This is a genomic window from Pseudomonas sp. NFACC05-1 (assembly GCF_900100135.1).
In the GTDB taxonomy this organism is placed as follows: domain Bacteria; phylum Pseudomonadota; class Gammaproteobacteria; order Pseudomonadales; family Pseudomonadaceae; genus Aquipseudomonas; species Aquipseudomonas fluorescens_Q.
Genome location: NZ_FMTR01000022.1, coordinates 80173 through 100715, shown reverse-complemented (window position 1 = coordinate 100715; position 20543 = coordinate 80173). Strand labels below are relative to the sequence as shown.

The window sequence follows — 20543 nt, the reverse complement described above, 5'->3', positions numbered from 1 at the left end:
CCCCAGCGGGAGCAAGCTCCCTCGCCACAGGGGAGCGGTGTCCTTTATTGGTAAACCTTCTTCAACAACCGCAGCAACTCCTCACGCTCAGCCCCTGAAAGGGTCGCCGTGGAATCCAGGTCACTCTGCGCGGCGATTTGCTTGAGTTCCTTGAGCAAGGTTTCGCCAGTCTTGCTCAGGAAGATCCCGTAGGAGCGTTTATCCGGCTTGCACCGCACGCGCACGGCCAGGGCCCGGCTTTCCAACTTGTTCAGCAGCGGCACCACTTGCGGTGGCTCGATCGTCAGGGCCTTGGCCAGGTCAGCCTGCATCAGGCCGGGATTCTGGTCGATGATTGCCAGGGCCGAGAACTGGGCAGGGCGCAGATCGTGGACGGCGAGCCGGCCAATCAGGTTCTGGAACAGTTTCAACTGGGCGCGGCGCAGGGCGTAACCGATCAGGTCATCCAGTGCGGAGTCCAGCGGCGCTTGCGCGTCGGTACCGGCGGCCAGGGGCTCGGCGGGTTCGGCAAGCTTGGAAGACTTGGCCATCGAAGTGAACTTCCTCAAGGTAAGTGGTTAACAAGGCTATCCAGTTTGCCGGGGTTGCGACGCCCTGGCTATGGGCTTGCGCAGATTCGAGATTTGTAACCTTCGATCCAGGCCCGGGAAAAGACAGATAAATCGATTAATAGTTAATTGACATAACTATTTTTCCGGTTTAGTTTTTGATCATCTTCAGCCAAGAACAAGAGAGCACGCATCATGAGTAATTACGAAGGTCGCTGGAAAACAGTCAAGGTCGATATCGAGGAGGGCATCGCCTGGGTCACCCTCAATCGCCCGGAAAAGCGCAACGCCATGAGCCCGACCCTCAACCGCGAGATGATCGACGTGCTCGAGACCTTGGAGCAGGATCCGGCCGCTGGCGTATTGGTGCTGACCGGGGCCGGTGACGCCTGGACCGCAGGCATGGACCTCAAGGAATATTTCCGCGAAGTGGATGCGGGGCCGGAAATCCTCCAGGAAAAAATCCGTCGCGAAGCGTCGCAATGGCAATGGAAGCTGCTGCGCATGTATGCCAAGCCAACCATCGCCATGGTCAACGGCTGGTGCTTTGGTGGCGGTTTCAGTCCGCTGGTGGCGTGCGACCTGGCGATCTGCGCCGACGAAGCGACCTTCGGTCTCTCGGAAATCAACTGGGGCATCCCGCCGGGCAACCTCGTCAGCAAGGCCATGGCCGATACCGTGGGCCATCGCCAGTCGCTGTACTACATCATGACCGGCAAGACATTCGGCGGGCAAAAAGCCGCCGAAATGGGCTTGGTCAACGAAAGCGTGCCCCTGGCGCAGCTGCGTGAAGTCACCGTGGCGCTGGCGCGCAACCTGCTGGAGAAGAACCCGGTGGTGCTGCGGGCCGCCAAGCATGGTTTCAAGCGCTGCCGCGAGCTGACCTGGGAGCAGAACGAGGATTACCTGTACGCCAAGCTCGATCAGTCGCGCCTGCTCGACACCGAAGGTGGCCGCGAGCAGGGCATGAAGCAGTTTCTGGACGACAAGAGCATCAAGCCTGGCTTGCAAACCTATAAGCGCTGAATCGACCGGCGAATGGCGGGCCGCATCCCGCTGTTCGCTGCGCCGCCCTGGCGCTACTGTTACACCGCTGCGATGTATTCCCGATAAAGACAATAAAGAGGAATCACCATGCTGGACGTGCCCCTGTTGATTGGCGGCCAGTCGTGCCCGGCCCGTGACGGCCGGACCTTCGAACGCTGCAACCCGGTGACGGGTGAGGTGGTGTCTCGCGTGGCCGCCGCCACTCTGGAAGATGCCGATGCCGCGGTAGCTGCTGCCCAAGCGGCGTTTCCCGCCTGGGCCGCATTGGCGCCTAACGAACGCCGGACGCGGCTGTTGCGTGCGGCCGAGCAGTTGCAGGCCCGCAGCAGTGAATTCGTCGCTGCTGCCGGCGAGACCGGTGCCATGGCCAATTGGTACGGTTTCAACGTGCACCTGGCGGCGAACATGCTGCGCGAAGCCGCTTCCATGACGACCCAGATCAATGGCGAAATCATTCCTTCGGACGTGCCTGGCAGTTTCGCCATGGCCCTGCGTCAGCCTTGCGGCGTGGTGCTGGGCATCGCCCCTTGGAACGCTCCGGTGATTCTCGCCACCCGCGCCATCGCCATGCCCCTGGCTTGCGGTAACACCGTGGTGCTCAAGGCTTCTGAAATAAGCCCGGCAGTGCACCGGCTGATCGGCCAGGTGTTGCAGGACGCAGGGCTGGGTGACGGCGTGGTCAACGTGATCTGTAACGCACCGGCGGATGCGCCGGCCATTGTCGAGCGATTGATTGCCAACCCGGCGGTGCGTCGGGTCAATTTCACCGGTTCGACCCATGTCGGACGCATCGTCGGCGAACTGTCGGCGCGCCACCTCAAGCCGGCCTTGCTGGAACTGGGTGGCAAGGCGCCGCTGCTGGTGCTGGACGACGCCGACCTGGACGCCGCGGTGCAAGCGGCGGCCTTTGGCGCTTACTTCAACCAAGGCCAGATCTGCATGTCCACCGAGCGACTGATCGTCGATGCCCGTGTGGCGGATGAGTTCATCGCCCGCTTGGCCGCCAAGATCGCCACCCTGCGCGCTGGTGATCCGGCGGCCGGCGATTCGGTACTGGGCTCGTTGGTCGACGTCAGTGCCGGCCAACGCATCAAGGGGCTGATCGACGATGCCCTGGCCAAAGGCGCAACGCTGGTCACGGGGGGGCAGTTGGAAGGCAGCATCCTGCAGCCGACGTTGCTCGACGGCGTCACTGCGCAGATGCGCCTGTACCGCGAAGAGTCCTTCGGGCCGGTGGCCGTGTTGCTGCGCGGTGACGGCGATGAAGAGCTGCTGCGCCTGGCCAACGATTCCGAGTTCGGCCTGTCGGCCGCCATTTTCAGCCGCGATACCACCCGTGCGCTGGCCTTGGCCCAGCGGGTCGAGTCGGGCATTTGCCACATCAACGGGCCGACCGTGCACGACGAGGCGCAGATGCCTTTCGGTGGGGTCAAGTCCAGCGGTTACGGCAGCTTTGGCGGCAAGGCGTCCATCGAGCATTTCACCCAGCTGCGTTGGGTGACTTTGCAGAACGGTCCCCGGCATTACCCGATCTGAAACCCGTCGCATCGCGGGCGGTCGAGCCTTGAACGCCGTCGCCCCGATGCAGGCCAGAATAATAATGACAAGGCCGCAGCCTGGTGCTGCCACGCTCCGCTCGCATCGCGACCCGAGTGTGCCTTGGTGGAGGAAATGTACGTGAGTTCCGAGTCCAGATCGTCCTCCCGACCCGAGGCCGGGCGGTATCGCCAGGTATCGATTGGTCATCCTGCCGTGGAAGTCCGGGAAGAGCGTGGCATCTTGCACATGCGCTCCCTGGAGCCCTTGGCCCCGCTGCCAGCGCGGTTGCTCGAGCGCCTGGTGCACTGGGCCAAGGTGCGCCCGGAGCAGACGTTTATCGCTGCCCGTGAAGCCGGCGGTGACTGGCGTCGAGTCAGTTATGCCCAAATGCTCGACAGTGTCCGAGCCATCGCCCAAAGCCTGCTCGGTTACGGTTTGTCAGCGGAAAAACCCTTGGCGCTGCTTTCCGGCAACGACATCGAGCACCTGCAAATGGCCCTCGGCGCGATGTACGCCGGTATTCCCTATTGCCCGGTTTCGCCGGCCTATTCATTGCTGTCCCAGGATTTCGCCAAGCTGCGTCACGTCTGCGATCTGTTGCAGCCAGGGCTGGTGTTTGTCAGTGAAGCCGCACCGTTCGAGCGCGCAATCACTGCCGTATTGCCGGCGGACGTGCCCTTGATCACAGTGCGTGGCGAGATAGCCGGCCGGTCGAGGACAAGCTTCGCCAGCCTGCTGGTCCAACCCGGCGGCGCCGAGGCCGAGCAGGCGTTCGCTGCCACCGGCCCGGACAGCATCGCCAAGTTCCTGTTTACCTCAGGCTCCACCAAGCTGCCCAAGGCGGTGATCACCACCCAGCGTATGCTTTGCGCCAATCAGCAGATGCTGCTGCAGACCTTTCCGGTGTTCGGCGAGGCGCCGCCGGTGCTGGTGGACTGGTTGCCGTGGAACCACACGTTCGGTGGCAGCCACAACGTTGGCATCGTGTTGTACAACGGCGGCACGTTCTACCTGGACGACGGCAAACCCACCGCCCAGGGCTTCGCCGAAACCCTGCGCAACCTCAAGGAAATCTCGCCTACCGCCTACCTGACCGTGCCCAAGGGCTGGGAGGAACTGGTCAACGCCCTGGAGCAGGACGATGAATTGCGCGAGCGATTCTTCAAACGCATCAGCCTGTTCTTCTTTGCGGCGGCGGGCTTGTCCCAAAGCACCTGGGACCGGCTCGACAAGGTCGCCGAACAGCATTGCGGCGAACGTATCCGCATGATGGCGGGCCTGGGCATGACCGAGGCGGCGCCGTCCTGCACCTTCACCACCGGGCCGTTGTCCATGGCTGGCTACATCGGCCTTCCAGCGCCTGGCTGCGAGGTGCGCCTGGTGCCGGTGGACGGCAAGTTCGAAGGGCGTTTTCGCGGGCCGCACATCATGCCCGGCTACTGGCGCTCGCCGCAGCAAACTGCCGAGGTATTCGACGAGGATGGTTTCTACTGTTCGGGAGATGCGATCAAGCTGGCCGACGCCAGCAATCCGCAACTGGGGCTGATGTTCGATGGGCGGATCGCCGAGGATTTCAAATTGTCTTCCGGTGTCTTCGTCAGTGTCGGGCCGTTGCGCAATCGGGCGGTGCTGGAGGGCACGCCCTACGTCCAGGACCTGGTGATTACCGCACCGGATCGCGAGTGCCTGGGGGCGCTGGTGTTCCCACGGCTTGCTGAATGCCGGCGCTTGTCAGGCCTGGGCGGGGACGCCAGTGACGCCCAGGTTCTTGCCAGCCCGACGGTGCGCCAATGGTTCGCCGACTGGCTGCGACGCCTGAACCGTGAAGCCAGCGGCAACGCCAGTCGCGTGGAATGGATCGCCTTGCTCGATGAACCGGCGTCCATCGACCGCGGTGAAATCACTGACAAGGGCTCGATCAACCAACGGGCGGTGTTGCAGTGGCGGGCGGGGAAGGTGGAGGCGTTGTATCGCGGGGAGGATGCGTCGATTTTGCGGGCGGGACCTGTGGCTTAAAGCGAGACCTTGTGGATGTGCATAAATGGCGGACTCATCCACAAACTCCTGTGGGAGCGAGCTTGCTCGCGATAGCGGTGGCTTAGTAGCAGAGAGGTTCTCTGACACACCGTCATCGCGAGCAAGCTCGCCGCTCCTCCATGAGGTTCGGGGGCTGGTTTGTGATGGTTAACGCCGTCCTAGCAACAAACCCACCACCAGCCCGAAACCGGCGGAAATCGCCACGGTCTGCCAGGGGTGGCCGCCAATATAGACTTCAGTGGCGTCGACCATGGGGCGGGTGCGCTCCCGTGCGCTGGCAACCGAATCAAGCGCTTGTTGCAGTTTCTGGGAGATCTGGTCGCGCAGGTTTTCAGCATCTTCGCCCACCAGCGAGGCACTGCTTTTGAGCAGCTTCTCCGATTCTTCGATCAACGCCTTCAGTTCGCTGAAGGCTTGATCCTTGATTTGCTCTCCATTCGCTTGCACGGTGCTTTTACGGGCCATTGAAGTACTCCTTGCTGATGATGGCATTGATCAATGGAGTGCTGCGCTTGTGCAAAAGTTGCAACGTTTGGCCTTGTCGGCGCAGCCCATCACAAATCGTGGTTAAGACGTTTCCCTGCAAGGTGTAAGATGGCGCCTATTTACGCAACAGGTAATTCCCATGAGCTTCAATCTGGCTGACAAGCCCCTGGCCGAGCGCGCCGCGCTGGAAGACGAAAAATCCCGACTTTTTGAACTGTGGCAAAACAACCTGGGCAAAGCCAAGGGCGATGCTGCCCGCTTGTTCGGCGAGCGCTCCAAACGCAAGGGCAAGTGGGCCGAGTGGGTGCGTGCCGAACTGGACGGCATGTCGCCGCCGGAGTACGCCAACATGGTACGCAGTGAAGTCAATCGACTGATGGCTGCCAACAAGTAAGCCTTAGGTGAATGTTGCCGTAATGGCCTCGCGAACCTTGAGCACTGCCGGCTCCATTTGCGTGTGGGTTCGCCATCCCAGTTCGATAGGGTAGCGGGGCAAGGCCAGGGGGCAGGGCAGCAAGGCCAGGCCGCTGAGGTCGGCGATGGCCCGGGCGGCATGGGCCGGAATCGTCGCCACGGCTTGGCTGCCCTTGAGCAGGAACGGCAACGCGGCAAAGTGGGTGGTCGAGGCACAGACTCGCCGGCTCAGGCCAAGCCCGGCCAGCCCTTCGTCGGTGATACCGATGAAACCACCTGAAGACACCAGCAGATGTTCACGGGCCACGAACGCCTCCAGGCTGAGGGATTGTTGGCCCTGCGCCAGGCTCGCCGGGTCCAGGAGGCAGGCGTAATCGCCTTCGCCCAACACCTGGCGGCTGAGCAACCGCTGGGCGAAACCGCCCGCCGTGATCGCCAGGTCAAGTTCGCGCTCCATCAGGGCCCGGCCGACGATCTGGCTGTGGGTCTGGCGGAAAATCAAGCGCAGGCCCGGCGCTCGGTCGGCCACTTCTTCGATCAAGCGTCGCCCATGGGCAATCTCGAAATCATCCGACAGGCCGACGATGACCGAGCGGCCTTCGTAATGGCTGGCATCCGGGTCGACCATCGCCAGGCTCTGGCGGCATTTATCCAGTGCTTCGCTGATCACCGGCTTGAGCTGGTTGGCCCGCAGCGTCGGCGCCAGGCCCCGGCCGGTACGCACGAATAATTGATCGTCATACAAACCGCGAAGCCTGCGCAGCGCTGCGCTGATGGCCGACTGGGTCACGCCCAGGCGTACGGCGGCGCGGCTGGCGCTGGATTCGTCATGCAGGGCTTCGAAGGTCTTGAGCAGATTGAGGTCGATGTCGGCGATATTCATAAGGTTCATATCATTTAGCAGCGTTCTGGGCTTTATTCATGATCGGCCGCTGCTTGAGAATCGGCAACACCTGATGATCAAGGAGTTGAAAAACCATGCCCAAATCCATTGTGGCTGCCCTGCAGATCGGCTCGTTGCCTGGCGGCAAGGGCGAGACCCTGGCACAGATCCTTTCCTACGAAGAAGCCATTCGCGAGGCTGGCGCGCGCCTGGTGGTGATGCCAGAAGCGCTGCTGGGTGGCTATCCCAAGGGCGAAGCGTTCGGGACTCAACTGGGTTACCGGTTGCCGGAGGGACGCGAGGCGTTTGCCCGCTATTTTGCCAATGCCATTGACGTGCCCGGCGTTGAAACCGAAGCGCTGGCCGGGCTTTCAGCGCGTACCGGGGCGAGCCTGGTGCTGGGCGTCATCGAGCGTGTCGGCAGCACCTTGTACTGCACCGCGCTGTATTTCGAACCCGATGCGGGCCTGGTGGCCCGGCACCGCAAGTTGATGCCCACCGGCACCGAGCGGCTGATCTGGGGCAAGGGCGACGGCTCGACCTTGCCCGTGATCGACAGCCAGGTCGGTCGGGTCGGCGCGGCGGTGTGCTGGGAAAACATGATGCCGCTGCTGCGCACCGCGATGTACGCCAAAGGGGTGGACGTCTGGTGTGCGCCGACGGTGGATGAGCGGGAGATGTGGCAGGTGACCATGCGTCATATCGCCCACGAAGGTCGCTGTTTTGTGGTCAGTGCCTGCCAGGTCCAGGCCTCGCCGCAGGCCCTGGGTATCGAGGTCGCGCACTGGCCGGCCGAGCGGCCGCTGATTGCCGGGGGCAGTGTGATTGTCGGCCCCATGGGCGATGTACTCGCGGGGCCGCTGAAGGACACGGCGGGGCTACTGATTGCCGAAATCGACACCGATGAGCTGGTGCGGGCGCGTTACGACTATGACGTGGTGGGGCATTACGCCAGGCCAGATGTGTTCGAGTTGGTGGTGGATGAGCGTGCCAAGCCCGGCGTGCGTTTCACGGCGTGATTCACCAGTTGGCGGCGGAGCCCGGCAGGTCGAGGGTTCCGCGGTCAACGAAGCGCAGGGTGCCGAATACGCCGCCGGCGAGCTTGCCCTTGAGCACATAGGGCAGGTTGTCCAGGCTTTGGGTCTGGCTCAGGCCCAAGGTCTGGCGCAACACCGAAAACGCCGAAATGCTCACCGGGACACTGAGGATCGCCTCGGAAAAGCGCGGGATCGAACCGCTCTGGTCACTGACCCCCGTTGCCAGCGTACGGCCGTTGACCTCCAGGTCCAGCGCCACGCCGTTGTAGTCGATCGTGGTTTCGTTGGGGTTCTGCACGCGCAGTTTCACGGCGAAACGCACCTCCAGGCCCTGGTTGGGCAAGGGTTCGATGCCGACCACATCGATGTTCAGCGGGTCCCGGTGCGGGAAGAGGGCGCAGGCACTCAGGCTGAGCAGTATCAGGAAAACGGAAAGGCCGAGGATTCTGCGCATGGATTGACTCTCAACGAATGAAAAAAACCGGAAGCGATTGAGCACGATACCCCACAGGTGCTTGTGGCGAGGGGATTTATCCCCGCTGGACTGCGAAGCAGTCCCAAAAACCTGAATCCCAAAACAGTCGGATCGGATTGAATCATCTCTTCTGGGGGCCGCTTCGCGCCCCAGCGGGGATAAATCCCCTCGCCACAATGTCCGGTTCCAGTAGGTTGCCGGGCGAGCGTCGGCGTGTGGCTCCTGACAGTTTCTGACACCAGCCTCTGCTAATCTGCGTCAACTTTTTTCTTCTGGATAGCCCATCGTGTCGCGTACCTCTCGGTTGCTCACTTTGCTGCAAGTCTTGCGGGGCAAGCGTTGCCCGGTCACCGCTGCGACATTGGCGGGAGAACTGAACGTTTCCGAGCGTACCTTGTACCGCGACATCGCCGAACTCACCGCCCTTGGTGCGCCGATCCAGGGTGAAGCGGGCATTGGTTATGTCTTGCGCAGCGGACTGTTCCTGCCGCCACTGATGTTCACCGCCGATGAAATCGAGGCCATTGTGCTGGGCTTGCGCTACGTCGATCAGCGCGCCGACGAGGTGTTGGGCAAGGCAGCCGCCGACGCCCTGGCGAAGGTCGCTGCAGTGCTGGCCCCCGATGTGCGAGACGCTTTGCGCAACCCCACGGTGCTGCCCGGCCCACCGGGTTATGGCTATCCGCAGAACACGGTGGAACTGAATGTGTACCGCCAGGCCATTCGCGCCCAGGCCAAGCTGCACATCGATTACGCCGACGTGAACAAGACCCCGAGCCAACGCTTGATCTGGCCGCTGGCCCTGGGCTTTTTCAATGAGGCGCGGGTGGTGGTGGCCTGGTGCGAATTGCGCGGCGCCTATCGGACTTTTCGCACTGACCGGATTGCCTCTGCCACCGAGCAGGGCGAGCGCTATCCGGGCCGCCGCAGCGACTTGCTGCGCGACTGGTTCGCGCTGATGAAGCTGGACGAAAGCGGACGGTTCACTCCTGACAAAAACTGACACAACGCTGTTCTAGCATGGTGCCAGATCGATAAAACAAGGAGCCGTACCATGTCCAATCCCGTCTCTTCCCTGGCCCCGGCCATCGCCGGCTACATTGCGGCGGCCAATGCCCGTGACAGTTCGGCGGTGACGCGTTTCTTCGCCGAGGATGCCAACGTATTCGATGAAGGCCAGCACCGTGTTGGCACCCAGGCCATCGCCCAATGGATGGAAGACACTGCCCGGCGCTTCCAGCCGCGTGTGGAAGTCCTCAATGTGCAGCAACGCACTGGCAAGGTGTTGGTGCAGAACCTGATCTCCGGGACATTCCCCGGCAGCCCGCTGGAGTTGCGCTACACCTTCCGGCTCGATGAGCAGGGCAAGATCAGCCGGTTGGATATCTCGATTTAGCAGTCTGCACCCTGTTATGTGAACACTATTGTGGCGAGGGGATTTATCCCCGCTGGACTGCGAAGCAGGCCCATACGGTTTGAGGCCTGGCGTCTGCTTCGCAGCCGAGCGGGGATAAATCCCCTCGCCACAGTCTGCACGGTTCTTCTGAGCGTTTCGCATGGCATACTCCCCACCTTCGTTTTCCGGACCCGGGCCGTATGACTTTCGACTCCCCCTTGAGTGCCTGGCAGCATGCCATCGAACACCACGGCTTCGTCCAGGACGAGGCCCAGGAACTGGCCATCATGACACTGGAGCAATGCCACAAGGCGTTGCACGAAGGTCGCAAGGCGATCAAGGGCGTTTATCTCTGGGGCCCGGTGGGACGTGGCAAGACCTGGCTGATGGACCGCTTTTATGAAAGCCTCAAGGTGCCGGCCCGTCGACAACACTTCCACCATTTCATGGCGTGGGTGCATCAGCGTTCGTTCCAGCTCACAGGGACGCCGGATCCTTTGCAGGCCCTGGCTCGGGAATTGAGCGCTGAAGTACGGGTGCTGTGTTTCGACGAACTGTTCGTCAACGACATTGGCGATGCAATCATCCTCGGACGCCTGTTCCAGGTGATGTTCGAGTTGGGGATGGTAATGGTCAGTACCTCCAACCTGCCGCCGGAGGAGCTCTATGCCAACGGCCACAACCGTGAGCGTTTCCTGCCGACCATCACCGCGATCAATCGATATATGCAGGTCGTGCCGGTGAACGGCTGGCAAGACCATCGCCAGCACCCAGGCCAATTACAGCAGCGTTATTGGCTGCGCGATCCCGGGCAACCTGATCCGCTGGGTGACGTCTTCAACCAGTTGACCTGCGGGCAAGCGTCGAGCAGTGCGCCGATCGAGGTCGGTCATCGCCTACTTGAACCGGTCCAGGCCAGCGACAGCGTGCTCTGGAGCCGTTACCCCGACCTGTGCGAGCAACCGTTCTCGGCGCTGGATTTCATGGCGCTGTGCGACCGCTTCAGCGTCATCCTGCTCAGTGACGTGCCGTGCCTGAGCGCCGAGCAGCGCGAAGGGCGCATTGCCCGTGGCACCGAAGACGGCGTCGAAAGGGTCGAGGCCGGTGATCGCGAATTGCCGCAGTTGTCGATCCATGACGATGGCGTACGGCGCTTCATCGCCCTGGTCGACGAATGTTATGACCGCAAGGTGCCGTTGTGCCTTTCGGCTGCGGTGCCGATGGATGAGTTGTACACCGAGGGCTATCTGCAATTCCCGTTTCGCCGTACCCTCAGCCGCCTCCAGGAAATGCAAATGCAACGTTTTGGTCAGCAAGCCTGACCTGTATCCCGCCGACGGCGTCGAGCCAGCGGCACTAACGAAGTGAGATGGAAGGTCATGGAAGAAGCCAAGGACATCCTTGTACTGCAAGCCAGCTACACCAACCCGGTCCACGCTGAAGCGATCTGCCATGTGCTCAATGGCTATGCGCAGGACCCGATGGGCGGGGGACATCCCTTGCCGGCCGAGGTGCTGCTGCACCTGCCTGAGGAACTGGCCAAGCGCCCTCATGCCTTCAGCGTGTTGGCTTTCGTCAACGGCGAACCGGCGGGGCTGGTCAATTGTTTCGAAGGTTTTTCAACCTTTGCCTGCCGGCCACTGGTGAACATCCACGACGTGGCGGTCATGAAGGATTTTCGCGGCCTCGGGTTGAGCCAGAAGATGTTGCAGAAGGTTGAGGACATCGCCCGCCAGCGTGGTTGCTGCAAGATTACCCTGGAAGTGCTGGAGGGCAATGCCGTGGCCCAGGCCAGCTATGCCAAGTTCGGCTTTGCCGCCGGCATGTTCGACCCGGCCCACGGGCCTATGGAATTCTGGATCAAGCCCCTGTAAAAGCGGGCTTCTGATGGGTTTCGGTTATTTCTGCACGACTGCGGTCGTCGGTGCCTTGGGTTGCATCAGGCTGAAGTCGATCAGGGCCTTGCGTGGGGTTTGATAGGGGTCGCCGATCAGCAGCGGCCGGGCCTTGAAGTCATCGCTGACCAGGCTCTTGCTGCGGTCCAGCTCGTCAAAACTCAAGCCTGCCAGGTCTGCCCAGCTGTGAATCAGGTGCGAGCTGCTGTAGGGACGCGACAGGTCGCCGGCAAAGTTCCAGTCATGGCTTTCGCGCCACTTGGGCGAGGCCCAGGCCATGAAGGGGATGGTGTACATCGGCGCGGTCGGCTTGCCTTCGTTACGGCCCAGTGTGTCGTGGCCGGCGGAGTCGAACACGTCTTCACCATGGTCGGACAGGTACAGCAGGAAGCCGTTGGGGTCGGTCTTGGCGTAGTCCTTGATCAGGCTGGACACGACGAAGTCGTTGTACAGCACCGCGTTATCGTAGCTGTTGTAGGTCGGGACCTGATCATCACGCACGCCTGCCGGTACGCCTTGGCGATCGGTGAACTTGTTGAAGGTCGGTGGATATCGGTACTGGTAGCTCATATGGGTGCCGAGCAGATGCACCACGATCAGCTTGCGCGGGGCGCTGTCGGCCAGGGCTTTGTTGAACGGCTCAATCACATCGCCATCGTACTGCGCGGCATTCTGATTGCGGTTGTTGTTCAGGTACACCTGCTCGTCGGCCTGCTGGGAAAACGTCGTGAGCATGGTGTTGCGCTTGGTCATGGTCTGCTGGTTGGTGATCCAGAAGGTCTTGTAGCCGGCCTGTTTCATCATGCTCACCAGCGACGGGGTGCTCAGGTACAGGTCCGGGTTCTGTTCGTCGGCGAACGTCAGCACCTGCTGCAGCGCTTCGATGGTGTAGGGGCGTGGGGTGATGACGTTATCGAACACCGACAGCTGGTCCTTGAGCTTGTCCAGCTCAGGCGTGGTTTCGCGCGGGTAACCGTAGAGGCTCATGCGCTGGCGGTTGGTGGATTCACCGATCACCAGCACCAGAGTGGCCGGTTGGTCGGCCATGGCGTCCTTGAGGTTGCGCAGTGGCGCGATCTTGCTGGCGCTGTGGAGCATGCCTTGCATGTTCTCCAACTGTTCACCGTAGCGACGATAGGCCACCAGCATCTGCCACGGGACGGCCGGCTCGATGCGATTCTCGAATTTCTCCAAGCCACCGGCGAAACTGCCGGTGCGCAGGGTTTGCTTGACCAGCGGATAACCGGCCACGGCGAGCACGATGACGGCTGCGGCGACCATGGCCTGGCCCCGGGGCAGGTACACCGGGCGCAGGCGGGTCCAGAGCCAACAGCCGACGGCGGTGTGGGCCAGGAACGCCGCCACCATCCACCAGGCAAAATACTGTGTCAGGTACTCGCCGGCTTCAGACACGTTCGATTCGAACATGATGAAGATGACGCTCTGGGAAAACTCTTGCTGGTAAATGAAGAAGTAGCCCAGGCTGGCCATGGAGCAGGCCCACAGCACCACGCCGATCAAGGCGGCGAGCACGCGCGTGCGGGCGGGGAAGAGCAGCAGGGGCGCCAACCACACCGCGCTCATCACGAACGCTTGGCGAAAGCCGGTGAAGCCGGAGGTGTCGCTCAACAGAATGAGCAGTTGGGTGATGCCAGAGAAGTACCAGAAGAACAGAAACAGCCAGCCAAGCCCGGCCCAGTCGAAACCTTTCGCAGTCGTTTTGCTGCGTTTGAACAAACTCATCAAGCGCTCCAGCCTTTGTCGACGAAGCTGTCGGCACCGGATTGGTGACCGCAGGCATACGCCGAGCAACCTTAAAGGCGGAGAGTATTACGAGTCGGTTGTGAAAACTTTGTGAGTTTTTCGGATACAAAACGCACGTGAGGTGCGAATGCACCTGTGGCAAGGGGATTTGTCTCTAGGGGCGGGACCTGTGGGAGCAAGGCTTGCCCGCGATAGCCGCGCCGCGGTCGTACCGCTGAACCGCGTTATCATTCATCGCGGGCAAGCCTTGCTCCCACAGATAGAATTCTCGCCGCAAGTGGGCACGGCAGGAATACATGGAAGTGACACTGTTTGACCAGCGTCACTTCTTCAACCGTGCCTCCGGGGACGGTTACCGAGCCAGGGACTGGTTCTGGTGGGGCAGCTGTGCGTATTGCAACTGCATGCGCAACTGCGTCACTTCATCAAGCAGTAGATCGCGTTCTTCCTTGAGTAGGCGCAATTCATCGCGACGAATGGTCACATAAAGGGTTTGGGGAGGACGTGCGGTAACGACAGGGCCCATTGCTCACCTCGCAAATGGCGTACATCAACTATAGAGATGTCGCCAGTATTTGGTCGACACCTCTACTATCGGCGCCGATTCTGATTTCTTTTGCTTGTGATTGGAACTTTTTTATTTTTCATGGTCGCTGTGTCTTCGGCCGGATCTTGAGCGTTATCCCTTGTGATCGCTCGAATTACCCGGAAACTATGCAGCAATGCTCTGGACTAACCTCCACGTGTCGTACGAGCTAAACCTTTGACTTACCTTTATTTGTAGTAGGGAGCATCAGCACATGCAACTCGGGATCATTGGACTGGGCCGCATGGGCGGCAATATTGCGCGGCGCCTGATGCTCAATGGGCACACCACCGTTGTCTATGACCGCAATGCCGCTTTTGTCGAAAACCTGCGCCAGGATGGCGCCACGGGCGTCGCGGACCTGCCGGCACTGGTCGCCGGGCTGGAGAAACCACGGGCGGTCTGGGTCATGCTGCCAGCCGGCGCGCCCACCGAAGACACCATCAACGTCCTCAGCGAGCTGTTGGAGCCGGGCGATGTAATCATTGACGGCGGTAACACGTACTACAAAGACGACATCCGTCGCGCCCAGGCCCTGTCGGAAAAAGGCCTGAGCTACATCGATGTTGGCACCTCCGGCGGCGTGTGGGGCCTGGAGCGCGGTTACTGCATGATGATTGGCGGCGATGCCGAAGTGGTGAAGCGCCTGGACCCATTGTTCGATAGCCTGGCCCCAGGCATGGGCGACATCCCGCGCACCCGTGACCGCAAATCCGACGATGACCGCGCCGAACGTGGCTACATCCACGCGGGCCCGGCCGGTTCGGGGCATTTCGTGAAGATGATCCACAACGGCATCGAATACGGAATGATGCAGGCCTTCGCCGAGGGCTTTGACATCCTCAAGACCAAATCCAGCGAAAGCCTGCCAGCGGAGCAGCGCTTCGACCTGAACCTGGCCGATATCGCCGAAGTCTGGCGGCGCGGCAGCGTGGTGTCGTCCTGGTTGCTGGACTTGACCGCCGATGCGCTGGCCAGCGATCCGAAACTGGACGGCTTTTCCGGTGAAGTCGCCGACAGTGGTGAAGGGCGCTGGACCATCGAGGCTGCCATCGAGCAAGCGGTGCCGGTTCCGGTCCTGTCCAGTTCGTTGTTTGCCCGTTTCCGCTCGCGCCAGCAAAGCACGTACGGTGACAAAATGCTCTCGGCCATGCGCTTCGGCTTTGGCGGCCACGTGGAGACGCCGAAAAAATGACCTCGATCGGCAGCAAATCCAAGGCAGAACCCGCGCCGCCGACCACGTTGTTTCTGTTCGGCGCCCATGGCGATCTGGTCAAGCGTCTGCTGATGCCGGCGCTTTACCACCTCAGTCGCGACGGTCTGCTGGGCGATGGGCTGCGCATCATCGGGGTTGACCACAACGCCATCAGCGATGTGGATTTTGCCAAGAAACTCGAGGACTTCATCCGTAACGAAGCGGCGAGCAAGGGCGGCGATGCCGACCGGGCGCTCGATCCGGTGCTGTGGGCCAAGCTGGCCAAGGGCATCAGCTACGTCCAGGGTGATTTTCTCGATGAGAGCACCTACCAGGCGCTGGCGGCGAAAATCGCCGCCAGCGGCACCGGCAACGCGGTTTTCTATCTGGCGACCGCGCCACGTTTTTTCAGTGAAGTGGTCAGCCGCCTCGGTGCGGCAGGGCTGCTTCAGGAGCAGGAAGGGGCCTTCCGTCGCGTGGTGATCGAAAAGCCGTTCGGCTCCGACCTGCACACCGCCGAAGCGCTGAACGCTTGCCTGCTCAAGGTCATGAGCGAGAAGCAGATCTATCGCATCGACCATTACCTGGGCAAGGAAACGGTGCAGAACATTCTGGTCAGCCGTTTCTCCAACAGCCTGTTCGAGGCGTTCTGGAACAACCACTACATCGACCACGTACAAATCACCGCCGCCGAAACGGTCGGCGTGGAAACCCGTGGCAGTTTTTATGAACACACCGGCGCCCTGCGGGACATGGTGCCCAATCATCTTTTCCAACTGCTGGCGATGGTGGCCATGGAGCCGCCAGCGGCGTTTGGTGCCGACGCCGTGCGTGGCGAAAAGGCCAAGGTCGTCGGCGCGATCCGGCCCTGGTCGGTGGAGCAGGCCCGGGCCAACTCGGTTCGCGGCCAGTACACAGCCGGTGAAGTCGGCGGCAAGGCGGTCAACGGTTATCGCCAGGAGGCCAACGTGGCGCCCGACAGCAGCACCGAGACCTACGTCGCCCTCAAGGTCATGATCGATAACTGGCGCTGGGTCGGCGTGCCGTTTTACCTGCGCACCGGCAAGCGCATGAGCGTGCGGGACACCGAGATCGTCATCTGCTTCAAGCCCGCGCCATACGCGCAGTTTCGCGACACTGAAGTCGACGAACTGCAACCTACGTACCTGAGAATCCAGATCCAGCCCAATGAAGGCATGTGGTTCGACCTGTTGGCCAAGCGGCCGGGGCCGGCACTCGACATGGCCAATATCGAATTGGGATTTGCCTACAAGGATTTCTTCGAAATGCAGCCATCCACGGGTTACGAAACCCTGATCTACGATTGCCTGACCGGTGACCAGACGCTGTTCCAGCGCGCTGACAACATCGAAAACGGCTGGCGCGCCGTGCAGCCGTTCCTCGATGCCTGGCAGCAGGACGCGGCATTCCAGCCCTACAAGGCCGGTGAAGATGGCCCGGCGGCCGCCGATGAATTGCTTACTCGCGACAGCCGCGTCTGGCATGGCCTCGGATGAGTGATCAGTTGAAGCATCCCATCCGCTTTTTGCTCAGTGACATGGACGGCACGTTGTTGCTGCCCGACCATAGCCTCAACCAGCGCACCATCGAAGCCGTTCGTTCATTGCGTGAAGCTGGCGTGCTGTTCAGCCTGGCCACCGGACGACCGCCCCGGGCCATGTTGCAGCAGATCGAGGCCCTGGGCGTCGACCTGCCCACGGCGGCATTCAATGGCGGTACGCTGGTGCATCCGGACGGCAGTTTCCTCGCCGTGCATTACCTGCCGCCTGAGGCCGCGCTGACCACGCTGGCGTTGTACGCTGATCAACCCGGTATCGAGGTCTGGGTATTCGCCGACGGCGACTGGCTGGTGCGTGACGCCAACGGACCGATGGTGCCAGTGGAAACCCGTGGCCTGGGTTATCCGCCGGTGCAGGTCGACAGCTTCGAACCCTACCTGGAGCGGATCGACAAGATCGTCGCCACCAGCGCCAATACGGATCTGCTGGTTGAGCTGGAGGCTCGCTTGCACCCGCTGCTCAAGGGCCAGGCCCAGGTGTCGCGTTCGCAACCGATCTACCTGGACGTGACGGCGATGCAGGCCAACAAGGGCGAAGCACTCTTGACCCTGGCGAAGTTCCTGGATGTGCCACTGGAGCAGACAGCGGCCATGGGGGACGGTGGCAACGACCCGGCGATGTTCCACCGCGCGGGCTTGTCGATTGCCATGGGGCAGGCGGAGGAGGCGATCAGGCGTCAGGCGGATGTTGTGACTGGCGCCGTGACCGAAGACGGCGCGGCCGTGGCGATCGAGCGGTACATCCTGCCGCGCTGAAATGAGGGTTTGCTGTCGTATCCAGTTCCATCCGGGTGCGCACAGGGTTGGTCGCACCCGGACATTTTCTAGACTGATGGCTCAGACTCGTAGTGCTCGAGAGTTGGCATTCATCAAAACGATGATCCCCAGAATGGCTGCGAGGGTAGACCCCAAGAGCACCCCGACTTTAACTTCATCTACCAGATGCGGCGCGCCTGGGAAGGCTAGCGCCCCTATGAACAGACTCATGGTAAAACCGATGCCACAGAGCAGGGCCACCCCATAAAGCTGAAGCCAGCTGGCTCCTTCAGGTAGCCTGGCCAAGCCGCAACGTATGATCAGTGTTGCCAGGCCGAACACCCCAAGCTGTTTGCCAAGCAACAGTCCCAGAGCAACCCCTAGCGGAACCGGATCGATCAGATTGCTCGGTGAAATCCCAGCGAGCGATACGCCTGCGTTGGCGAAACCAAAGATGGGTACAATCGCAAAAGCTACCCAGGGATGCATTTTTTCCTCAAGGTAGAGAAGCGGTGACTTACGTTCATCGACGGGATTACCCAGCGGTATAAAAAAAGCAAGAATGACGCCGGCCAACGTCGCGTGGATACCGGACTTGAGCATGAAGAACCACAGCAGTGCGCCGACAATCAAATAGGGGGGCAGTCTTCTCACTCCGCAGCGATTGAGCACTACCAGCAAGGCAGTCGTCCCCAGAGAAGCTAACAACATGTTGAAGGACAGATCGCTGGCATAAAAAAGCGCGATGATGAGCACAGCCCCAAGATCATCGAGAATCGCCAGGGCGGAAAGGAAAACTTTCAGGGATACAGGGGCGCGCTTGCCGAGCAGAGATAATACGCCTAGGGCAAACGCGATATCGGTGGCAGCCGGAATGGCCCATCCGCTCATGGTTTGCGCGTTGCCCCAATTGACCACGCTATAGATCAAGGCAGGCACCAGCATCCCACCCAGCGCTGCGAATCCAGGAAGAGAGCGCTGGCTCCAGCTTGAAAGTTGGCCCATCAACATTTCGCGCTTGATCTCAAGGCCAACCAGCAGGAAAAACACCGCCATAAGGCCGTCGTTGATCCAATGCTCGATCGACAGCCCTAGGGCATCGATTTTCAGCAGCGAAAAATAATCGGCTGACCACGGAGAATTCGCGACCGCGATTGCGGCCAGAGCTGCTCCCATCAGGACCAGGCCGCCGGCCGATTCTGCGGCGAAAAATCGGGATAGGAAAGCTCGGGCGGACGCTGACTCGCGATTGTTTTGGTTTTTGTTCACGCGCGACGGTTCTGCACTCATAGGCACGACTACTCCGCGATGGCGGCCCGACCTTCGCTAGATTTAACCTGTCCTGCCGCGGCTTGCGGTGACACCCTCGGCGCTATTCTACACAACGAGCACGCCGCAAGGTCCAGCGTTGTCGCATTCGTTGCTGAATATGACGAAACTGTTCAGGGGCTCGGGTCTATCGGATCGGCCAGTTGAGCCGGCTCGGTTTGGGCGCTGCTTGGCATTTGGTGCAGCTGATTTGGATATTGGTACAGTCGATGACACTCAGGCTAAGTTCACCCACGACAATCTGACTACGACCAATACCGCGCAATCACTGCTCGATAGTGCCCGTGGAGTGAATAACCTCCCACCAGGATTTTGCCGTCAGCCTGCACCGCCAGGGTGGTGGCCGTGTCCAGGCTGTAGCCGAGCCGAGTGCGAACCCAGCCCTTGCCCTGGCCGAAATCCGGGTCGAGGCTGGCATCCGGCAGATGTCGGGCAAGTACGAAGTCGGCCTCGATACCGCCGATCGTGGCGCCGGCGGTCACCAGTTTTCCGTCCGCTTGAAGCTGGGCGGCGGTCCACTGACTGGCAGTGCGCCCGATCGCCATGAGTTGGCACTGACCCTGGTTGCAATGACGATCCGGCTTGCCGTCGGGGCGCACTTTCAGGGACAGGCTATGCATCGGATCACGGCTGCTGCCGAACACCTGCAGATCACCGGCCGCATCCTGAACGATTTGGCTGACCATCACGCTGTGCCCCTGGGCCAGGATGGACAGGAAGCCGTTTTCGCCAAAGCTGTCATCGAGTTGGCCGCTGCTGTCATAACGGGCAATCAGGCCATGCTGGGGCAAGTCGATGGCGCCGCCGACTACAATATGGCCGTCAGCCTGGAGCACCAGGCAGCCGAGCCAGGTATTTTTCAACAAGCGTCGGACCATCACGAAACCGCGACCGTTGAATGAGGAGTCCAATGCCCCGTCGGGCAAGAGCCGGATCAGTACGCCGACATGGTCGGAGAGTTGATAGTGGTGATTGGCGAGCACAAGGATCCGGCCATCGGCCTGCACTTGCATGTCGCAAGCCTCAAGTCCCGGCACGCCGGGCGGTAGCCAGGGGTCGCGCAGCCCTTGGGAGAGATTGCCGCAAAGCCTGATGATGTGCCGGCCGGCATTGCCGAAGCTTTGAACGGCGCAACCTTGCTGGTCGAACAGCGCCAGGGCGGGAAGGGTGTGGTCGTTGCTTTCATAGTGCAGGCCGGACAGCAGGATATGCCCATTGGGCAACACGATCACCTTGCCCGCCGTCGCTTCGAAACCGTGTTCAAACGCGCCGATCACGTAGCCGCGGGTGCCGAAGTCCGGGTCAATCTCACCGTCGTGGCTGAGTCGCGCCAGCCCGAACCGACTGCCGTGGGCCGTCTCGATCCTGGCTGCCACCAGGATTTGTCCGGCATGATCGAGCGTCAATCCGGTGGTCAGGCTCGAGGTACTGTCTTCGAAATGAACCCAGGCTTTGCCGTTGGTGGCAAAGCCTGGGTCGAGTTGTCCGGCGTGGGCCATGGCCCTGGGGGACACAAACGCGAACTGATCGAGCATGCCTGCCTCTCCTTGCGTGTCGAGCAGCCCGAAAGGGCGACG

At 61.3% G+C, this 20543-nt stretch carries 20 protein-coding genes; 12 read left to right on the top strand and 8 right to left on the bottom strand.

Annotated elements, in window-relative coordinates; all coding sequences use genetic code 11:
* Positions 1-44: 44 nt before the first annotated feature.
* Positions 45-530 carry a MarR family winged helix-turn-helix transcriptional regulator gene (locus BLO97_RS24705; RefSeq protein ID WP_014338127.1) on the bottom strand — a complete coding sequence of 162 codons (486 nt, stop codon included), beginning with the start codon at positions 528-530 and terminating at the stop codon, positions 45-47.
* Between the two features lie 213 nt (positions 531-743).
* On the opposite strand from BLO97_RS24705, the gene BLO97_RS24700 reads away from it, so the two are divergent.
* The 3 genes from BLO97_RS24700 to BLO97_RS24690 all read left to right on the top strand — a co-directional run bounded on the left by BLO97_RS24700 (position 744) and on the right by BLO97_RS24690 (position 5150).
* Entirely contained in the window at positions 744-1574 is an 831-nt protein-coding gene (locus tag BLO97_RS24700) for a p-hydroxycinnamoyl CoA hydratase/lyase (protein ID WP_063320869.1), read from the top strand.
* 108 nt (positions 1575-1682) lie between these two features.
* Positions 1683-3131 (top strand): aldehyde dehydrogenase, encoded by a 1449-nt coding sequence (locus BLO97_RS24695; RefSeq protein ID WP_092348666.1) that lies wholly within the window; start codon positions 1683-1685, stop codon positions 3129-3131.
* A 141-nt stretch (positions 3132-3272) separates the two neighbouring features.
* Complete coding sequence (locus tag BLO97_RS24690) at positions 3273-5150, top strand: feruloyl-CoA synthase (RefSeq protein WP_063325054.1); 1878 nt, start codon at positions 3273-3275, stop codon at positions 5148-5150.
* A 168-nt stretch (positions 5151-5318) separates the two neighbouring features.
* Here the strand turns inward: BLO97_RS24690 and BLO97_RS24685 are convergent, their stop codons facing one another.
* Positions 5319-5636 (bottom strand): ElaB/YgaM/YqjD family protein, encoded by a 318-nt coding sequence (locus tag BLO97_RS24685; RefSeq protein WP_092142788.1) that lies wholly within the window; start codon positions 5634-5636, stop codon positions 5319-5321.
* Between the two features lie 160 nt (positions 5637-5796).
* On the opposite strand from BLO97_RS24685, the gene BLO97_RS24680 reads away from it, so the two are divergent.
* On the top strand, positions 5797-6051 hold the full coding sequence (locus tag BLO97_RS24680) for a hypothetical protein (protein WP_003181187.1): 255 nt from the start codon (positions 5797-5799) through the stop codon (positions 6049-6051).
* A gap of 3 nt (positions 6052-6054) precedes the next feature.
* On the opposite strand, the gene BLO97_RS24675 is transcribed toward BLO97_RS24680, so the two are convergent.
* The gene (locus BLO97_RS24675; protein ID WP_092348663.1) at positions 6055-6963 is read right to left on the bottom strand and encodes a LysR family transcriptional regulator; all 909 of its coding nucleotides are present in this window, start codon (positions 6961-6963) and stop codon (positions 6055-6057) included.
* Between the two features lie 86 nt (positions 6964-7049).
* Here BLO97_RS24675 and BLO97_RS24670 point away from each other — a divergent pair, with 86 nt between their 5' ends.
* The gene (locus BLO97_RS24670) at positions 7050-7973 is read left to right on the top strand and encodes a carbon-nitrogen hydrolase family protein (RefSeq protein WP_092348660.1); all 924 of its coding nucleotides are present in this window, start codon (positions 7050-7052) and stop codon (positions 7971-7973) included.
* Position 7974: 1 nt separating this feature from the next.
* Here BLO97_RS24670 and BLO97_RS24665 read toward each other — a convergent pair whose 3' ends face one another.
* Complete coding sequence (locus BLO97_RS24665) at positions 7975-8445, bottom strand: LEA/WHy family protein (RefSeq protein WP_092348657.1); 471 nt, start codon at positions 8443-8445, stop codon at positions 7975-7977.
* A 307-nt stretch (positions 8446-8752) separates the two neighbouring features.
* On the opposite strand from BLO97_RS24665, the gene BLO97_RS24660 reads away from it, so the two are divergent.
* The 4 genes from BLO97_RS24660 (at position 8753) to BLO97_RS24645 (ending at position 11736) form a co-directional block, all read left to right on the top strand.
* Positions 8753-9469 (top strand): helix-turn-helix transcriptional regulator, encoded by a 717-nt coding sequence (locus tag BLO97_RS24660; protein ID WP_072348558.1) that lies wholly within the window; start codon positions 8753-8755, stop codon positions 9467-9469.
* Between the two features lie 51 nt (positions 9470-9520).
* Positions 9521-9862 carry a nuclear transport factor 2 family protein gene (locus BLO97_RS24655; protein WP_072348557.1) on the top strand — a complete coding sequence of 114 codons (342 nt, stop codon included), beginning with the start codon at positions 9521-9523 and terminating at the stop codon, positions 9860-9862.
* Between the two features lie 200 nt (positions 9863-10062).
* On the top strand, positions 10063-11184 hold the full coding sequence (zapE, locus tag BLO97_RS24650) for a cell division protein ZapE (RefSeq protein WP_092142797.1): 1122 nt from the start codon (positions 10063-10065) through the stop codon (positions 11182-11184).
* A gap of 57 nt (positions 11185-11241) precedes the next feature.
* A complete protein-coding gene (locus tag BLO97_RS24645; protein ID WP_072348553.1) occupies positions 11242-11736 on the top strand; it encodes a GNAT family N-acetyltransferase in 495 nt (164 codons plus the stop codon).
* Between the two features lie 24 nt (positions 11737-11760).
* Here BLO97_RS24645 and BLO97_RS24640 read toward each other — a convergent pair whose 3' ends face one another.
* Entirely contained in the window at positions 11761-13500 is a 1740-nt protein-coding gene (locus BLO97_RS24640) for a phosphoethanolamine transferase CptA (RefSeq protein ID WP_092348654.1), read from the bottom strand.
* Positions 13501-13873: 373 nt separating this feature from the next.
* Entirely contained in the window at positions 13874-14047 is a 174-nt protein-coding gene (locus BLO97_RS31730; RefSeq protein ID WP_170867344.1) for a DUF6026 family protein, read from the bottom strand.
* A gap of 250 nt (positions 14048-14297) precedes the next feature.
* On the opposite strand from BLO97_RS31730, the gene gnd reads away from it, so the two are divergent.
* From gnd to BLO97_RS24625, 3 genes are read left to right on the top strand one after another with little or no spacing between them, the layout of a single operon-like run.
* Positions 14298-15302: a phosphogluconate dehydrogenase (NAD(+)-dependent, decarboxylating) gene (gnd, locus tag BLO97_RS24635; RefSeq protein WP_256572296.1), complete on the top strand. Its 1005-nt coding sequence runs from the start codon at positions 14298-14300 to the stop codon at positions 15300-15302.
* Positions 15299-16819 carry a glucose-6-phosphate dehydrogenase gene (gene zwf, locus BLO97_RS24630; protein ID WP_092142803.1) on the top strand — a complete coding sequence of 507 codons (1521 nt, stop codon included), beginning with the start codon at positions 15299-15301 and terminating at the stop codon, positions 16817-16819. Before gnd ends, zwf begins: the two co-directional genes overlap by 4 nt.
* Positions 16816-17637 carry an HAD family hydrolase gene (locus tag BLO97_RS24625; RefSeq protein ID WP_092348651.1) on the top strand — a complete coding sequence of 274 codons (822 nt, stop codon included), beginning with the start codon at positions 16816-16818 and terminating at the stop codon, positions 17635-17637. The genes zwf and BLO97_RS24625 overlap by 4 nt, the downstream gene beginning before the upstream one ends.
* 81 nt (positions 17638-17718) lie before the next feature.
* Here the strand turns inward: BLO97_RS24625 and nhaA are convergent, their stop codons facing one another.
* A complete protein-coding gene (nhaA, locus tag BLO97_RS24620) occupies positions 17719-18927 on the bottom strand; it encodes a Na+/H+ antiporter NhaA (RefSeq protein ID WP_092348648.1) in 1209 nt (402 codons plus the stop codon).
* Positions 18928-19211: 284 nt separating this feature from the next.
* The gene (locus BLO97_RS24615; protein WP_092348645.1) at positions 19212-20501 is read right to left on the bottom strand and encodes a hypothetical protein; all 1290 of its coding nucleotides are present in this window, start codon (positions 20499-20501) and stop codon (positions 19212-19214) included.
* Positions 20502-20543: the final 42 nt, after the last annotated feature.

Coding starts and splice junctions, on each gene's coding strand:
- zwf (WP_092142803.1), top strand. CDS start 15,299: ATGACCTCGATCGGCAGCAAATCCAAGGCAGAACCCGCGCCGCCGACC.
- zapE (WP_092142797.1), top strand. CDS start 10,063: ATGACTTTCGACTCCCCCTTGAGTGCCTGGCAGCATGCCATCGAACAC.
- BLO97_RS24670 (WP_092348660.1), top strand. CDS start 7,050: ATGCCCAAATCCATTGTGGCTGCCCTGCAGATCGGCTCGTTGCCTGGC.
- BLO97_RS31730 (WP_170867344.1), bottom strand. CDS start 14,047: ATGGGCCCTGTCGTTACCGCACGTCCTCCCCAAACCCTTTATGTGACC.
- BLO97_RS24695 (WP_092348666.1), top strand. CDS start 1,683: ATGCTGGACGTGCCCCTGTTGATTGGCGGCCAGTCGTGCCCGGCCCGT.
- BLO97_RS24700 (WP_063320869.1), top strand. CDS start 744: ATGAGTAATTACGAAGGTCGCTGGAAAACAGTCAAGGTCGATATCGAG.
- BLO97_RS24625 (WP_092348651.1), top strand. CDS start 16,816: ATGAGTGATCAGTTGAAGCATCCCATCCGCTTTTTGCTCAGTGACATG.
- BLO97_RS24645 (WP_072348553.1), top strand. CDS start 11,242: ATGGAAGAAGCCAAGGACATCCTTGTACTGCAAGCCAGCTACACCAAC.
- BLO97_RS24665 (WP_092348657.1), bottom strand. CDS start 8,445: ATGCGCAGAATCCTCGGCCTTTCCGTTTTCCTGATACTGCTCAGCCTG.
- BLO97_RS24655 (WP_072348557.1), top strand. CDS start 9,521: ATGTCCAATCCCGTCTCTTCCCTGGCCCCGGCCATCGCCGGCTACATT.
- BLO97_RS24705 (WP_014338127.1), bottom strand. CDS start 530: ATGGCCAAGTCTTCCAAGCTTGCCGAACCCGCCGAGCCCCTGGCCGCC.
- nhaA (WP_092348648.1), bottom strand. CDS start 18,927: ATGAGTGCAGAACCGTCGCGCGTGAACAAAAACCAAAACAATCGCGAG.
- BLO97_RS24680 (WP_003181187.1), top strand. CDS start 5,797: ATGAGCTTCAATCTGGCTGACAAGCCCCTGGCCGAGCGCGCCGCGCTG.
- BLO97_RS24675 (WP_092348663.1), bottom strand. CDS start 6,963: ATGAACCTTATGAATATCGCCGACATCGACCTCAATCTGCTCAAGACC.
- BLO97_RS24615 (WP_092348645.1), bottom strand. CDS start 20,501: ATGCTCGATCAGTTCGCGTTTGTGTCCCCCAGGGCCATGGCCCACGCC.
- BLO97_RS24640 (WP_092348654.1), bottom strand. CDS start 13,500: ATGAGTTTGTTCAAACGCAGCAAAACGACTGCGAAAGGTTTCGACTGG.
- BLO97_RS24685 (WP_092142788.1), bottom strand. CDS start 5,636: ATGGCCCGTAAAAGCACCGTGCAAGCGAATGGAGAGCAAATCAAGGAT.